The 4,159-nt window shown below is 33.5% G+C and carries 3 protein-coding genes; 1 reads left to right on the forward strand and 2 read right to left on the reverse strand.

The window, feature by feature from the left end:
* Nucleotides 1-141: 141 nt before the first annotated feature.
* Nucleotides 142-597 (forward strand): hypothetical protein, encoded by a 456-nt coding sequence (locus ACMUOV_RS00005; RefSeq protein ID WP_413852545.1) that lies wholly within the window; start codon nt 142-144, stop codon nt 595-597.
* A 39-nt stretch (nt 598-636) separates the two neighbouring features.
* Here the strand turns inward: ACMUOV_RS00005 and ACMUOV_RS00010 are convergent, their stop codons facing one another.
* Nucleotides 637-1,062, reverse strand: coding sequence for an amino acid-binding protein (locus ACMUOV_RS00010; RefSeq protein ID WP_413852547.1), 426 nt, complete (start codon nt 1,060-1,062; stop codon nt 637-639).
* A gap of 122 nt (nt 1,063-1,184) precedes the next feature.
* The gene (locus ACMUOV_RS00015) at nt 1,185-3,902 is read right to left on the reverse strand and encodes a cation-translocating P-type ATPase (protein WP_413852549.1); all 2,718 of its coding nucleotides are present in this window, start codon (nt 3,900-3,902) and stop codon (nt 1,185-1,187) included.
* Between the last annotated feature and the right edge of the window lie 257 nt (nt 3,903-4,159).

Consider the following 4,159-nt stretch of genomic DNA (forward strand, 5'->3'; position numbering starts at 1 on the left):
CATGCCATATGTTATATTTTTTATTTGCATTGCAACACCTTTTTTTAACTTCTTAAATGTCGCATATGTGTTTTAACTTTTCCAAAAGCAACAATACTTTTTATTTTAACTTTTAAACTTTTTTTGATATACTAATATGTAATGAAAAAATTACATATACTTATATTGTTTGTTTTTAGTATGTTTTTTTTAAATGCCGAAGTTTTATTCGGCAGGGTTCATCAATACGGGGTTGATGATGATACACTTGATGACGGCGTGGTTGTTTTGGACAAAAAAACAAATTCGTTTGAACTTACTCAATTGCAGGAAAAACAAATAGAATTTTTTTTACTGGAAAGAGATTCTAAAATTGCGGCAATGGAAAAAGAACTTGCCATAAGAAAAAAGTTATTTAAGGAAGAACTTTGTAAAACAAATAATAATATAAGCTCCATTGAACTCGAAAAACTTATGGAAGATATACAAGAAATAACGTTTACGATAGAACGTATAAAAATTGATGCTCAAATAAATATAAGAAATATTCTCTCACCGCGCCAATATTACGTATTTACACAAGAACAGGAAAATAAAGAAAATAAAAAGAAAAAGTAAAAAAACTACAAGTACGCAAAGTTTAATAAACAAATTTTATCAATATTTGTAAACTTTTTCGGCGCTCAATGCTTCAACACCTATATCTTTTAAAATTCCTTCAATATTTTCGGTTTCCGTTTCCATAACTATTGCAGCGGTTTTGCCGTCACCTAATAAGAAGCCGTAACAATCTTCAATGTTTACGTTTTTTGCTGTTAATTTGTTTAATAAAATATTAAACGAACCTGCAACATTATCAACTACAACGGCAACTATTTGCCTTTTTGTAACGGCTAATTTATTTTGTTTTAAAACATCGTAAGCTTTATCGTGGTTATCCACCAACAATTTCATAACACCGAAATCTCCCGTGCTTGCAAGAGACATTGCTCTTAAATTAATTTTGTTATCTGCAAGGATTTTTGTTATTTTTTCCAATTTTCCCGGATTATTTTCCAAAAATACAGATAAATGATATAACATACTGCCTCCTTAAAACTACAATGTATAAAATTTATAATTAATGTATTTTTTACTTCGCAAAAAGTCTAATTACTTATCAAAAAATACTTTACATTTTTTACCGACATTATACATTAAAAATGCTATGCTTTTCTTTTACGGTAAATATTACCGATAAACTTGCTTATTCCTATAACGGTATAAATTATAAAACCAATAATAAAAAGTCTTCCCCAGGAAGCAAGCGAAATACCTTCGGTTGAGAAGAATGTATTTACAGGCGAAACATATAAGAACACAAACTGTGTTGCAAACATTATAAGTATACCGAGCCAAATATACGGGTTTGAAAATAAACCGAGCGAAAACATTGATTTTGTCATTGAACGGCAATTTAATAAATACATACTTTGACATACTATAAATACCGATACCGCAACACCTCTTGCCTGTGCAAGTGTAGCACCGTGACTAAGTTCATAATTAAACAATATTACAACACCTGTAACTATAACGGCACTTATAATTGCAAGCCGGTACCAAAAAATTCCGTCCATAATTTTCATATCCGGGCTTACGGGTTCCCTTTTCATTATACCGTCTTCTTTCGGTTCAAAGGAAAGCATCATTCCCAAAAACAATGCCGTTGACATATTTATCCAAAGAATTTGTTTAGGCAATATAGGAAGTTCCGGCATATTAAGGAAAATAGCCGTCATCATGGCAATACCTTGTGCCATATTCGTGGGAAGTGTCCAAATAATAAATTTTCTTATATTATCAAATACACATCTGCCTTCTTCAACGGCCGCAACTATTGAAGCAAAATTATCGTCGGTCAAAACCATATCCGCCGATTCTTTTGCAACTTCGGTTCCGGTTATTCCCATTGCTACACCAATGTTTGCCTGTTTTAATGCAGGTGCATCGTTTACACCGTCACCGGTCATTGCAACGATATTGTTTTGAACCTGTAATGCTTTTACAAGTCTTAATTTTTGTTCCGGGGTTACCCTTGCAAATACGGAATATTTAACTGCTATTTCTTTTAATTGTTCATTATCGTATTGTTCAAGTTGGCTGCCGGTTATTGCGGTATAATCCGCATTTTCACCTTTAATTATTCCTATGGCTTTTGCTATGGCAGATGCGGTTAATGCATGGTCGCCGGTAATCATTTTTATTTTTATTCCCGCACTGTGGCATTTTTTAACGGCTTCAATAACTTCCGGTCTTGCAGGGTCTATCATTGCCTGAAGTCCCGTAAAAGTTAAACCTGTCAGTATATCTTCATGTCTTAGCTGTTTATGGTTTTGGTTCAAATCTTTATATGCAAAACATAAAACCCTTAAGCCCCTTGTTGCCATTTTATTTGCAACTTTTACTATTTCTTCTTTGTTAAAAAGTATTTTATTACCCTGCTTATCAAGCATATAAGAACACATATTTGTAATTTTTTCCACGGCACCTTTTACAAAAGCAATATTTGTCCCGCCGTTTTCGTGTAATGTTGCCATATATTGATATTCGGACTCAAAAGGTATCGTGTCAAGTTTCGGAAATTGTTCTACAACTTCATCATTAAGTTTTGCTTTGGCTCCGGAAACTATTAAAGCACCTTCGGTAGGGTCACCCTGAACATCATTTTTGCCGTCAATATTTATTATTTTTGCATCGTTGCATAAATAACCTGCAATTAAACAATATTTTAAAGATTTTGAATAATCCGTTCCTATAACCGTATTTGTTTCTTTAATTTTTAATTGACCGTCAAAACTGTAACCGGTTCCGGTAACATCTATTGCTTTACCGTCGGTAAACATTTCCGTAACGGTCATTTGGTTTTCGGTTAAAGTTCCTGTTTTATCAGAACATATAACGGTTGTGCTGCCGAGTGTTTCAACCGCCGGAAGTTTTCTTATAATGGCTTTTCTTTTAGCCATTCTTGAAACACCTATTGCAAGTGTAATTGTCATAGCGGCAGGCAACCCTTCCGGAATTGCGGCAACCGAAAGCCCGATAGCTGCCAAAAACATCAATACCCAACCTTGGTTATGGTATATACCTACCGTAAAAGTAATTACTGCCATTGTCATAATTAAATAAATAAGGAACATACTGAATTTTGCCATTCTTTGCGTTAACGGCGTTTCCAAAACATCGGCAGATGATATAAGTTGGGAAATTTTACCTACTTCGGTATTATCACCCGTTGCTATAACAACACCTTTACCGCTGCCGTAAGTTACAAGTGTTGAAGCATACAACATATTTTTTCTATCGGCTAAAACCGTAGAAGACGGCAAAGTATTTATATTTTTTTCCACGGGTAAAGATTCACCCGTAAGAGCGGATTCATTTATTTGTAACTCCCTTGATGATATCAATTTTAAATCTGCAGGAACTTTATCACCGGAAACAAAAAACAATATATCACCGGGAACAACTTCGGAGGAATCTATATGCATTCTTTTACCGTCTCTCATAACAACCGCTTGTGTTGTCATTGATTTTGCAAGTGCTTCCAACGATTTTAATGCTTTTGCTTCCTGTATAAACCCTACTATTGCATTTACTAAAACTACACCGAATATTACACTGCAATCGGCCCATTGTTTTAAAAACAATGTTATAAAACCGGAAATTATCAACACATATAAAAGACTGTTATGAAACTGCAAAAAAAATCTTTTTATAGGTCCGTCGCCTTTTTTTTGTGTTAAAACATTTTTACCGTATTTTTGCTGCCTTTCCGAAATTTCACTTTCTTTAAGTCCTGTATGAGCATCGGTATTAAATTCTTTTAAAACATCGTTTATTTCAATACTGTGCCAAAATTTTTGGTTGTTTTTAACTTCCATCTGTTACTCCTTTAAGCTAAACATGCTTTTAAAAATTGAAAATCTTTAAAAATATTTTTCTTTTTGACAGTGCCTCAGGAACTGTCTATGAACGAGATATTTTTTAGGTAAGAATTTTTTACTTTAATTCTTAGGGCGACCATGTTCGTGGTGTTTTCCGTTACATTAGGTTGTTAGGAAAACACAGTTGGAGCCCGTGCCTAAAAAATATAAGTGAATAGTTCCAGCACGGAAAAAAGAGAAAATATTTTTAAAGA

The organism is Candidatus Ruminimicrobium bovinum, from assembly GCF_902760015.1.
Lineage (GTDB): Bacteria > Elusimicrobiota > Endomicrobiia > Endomicrobiales > Endomicrobiaceae > Ruminimicrobium > Ruminimicrobium bovinum.

Bases quoted from the DNA above. Each gene is read 5' to 3' on its own strand.
- ACMUOV_RS00005 (WP_413852545.1), top strand. From the start codon at position 142: ATGAAAAAATTACATATACTTATATTGTTTGTTTTTAGTATGTTTTTT.
- ACMUOV_RS00015 (WP_413852549.1), bottom strand. From the start codon at position 3,902: ATGGAAGTTAAAAACAACCAAAAATTTTGGCACAGTATTGAAATAAAC.
- ACMUOV_RS00010 (WP_413852547.1), bottom strand. From the start codon at position 1,062: ATGTTATATCATTTATCTGTATTTTTGGAAAATAATCCGGGAAAATTG.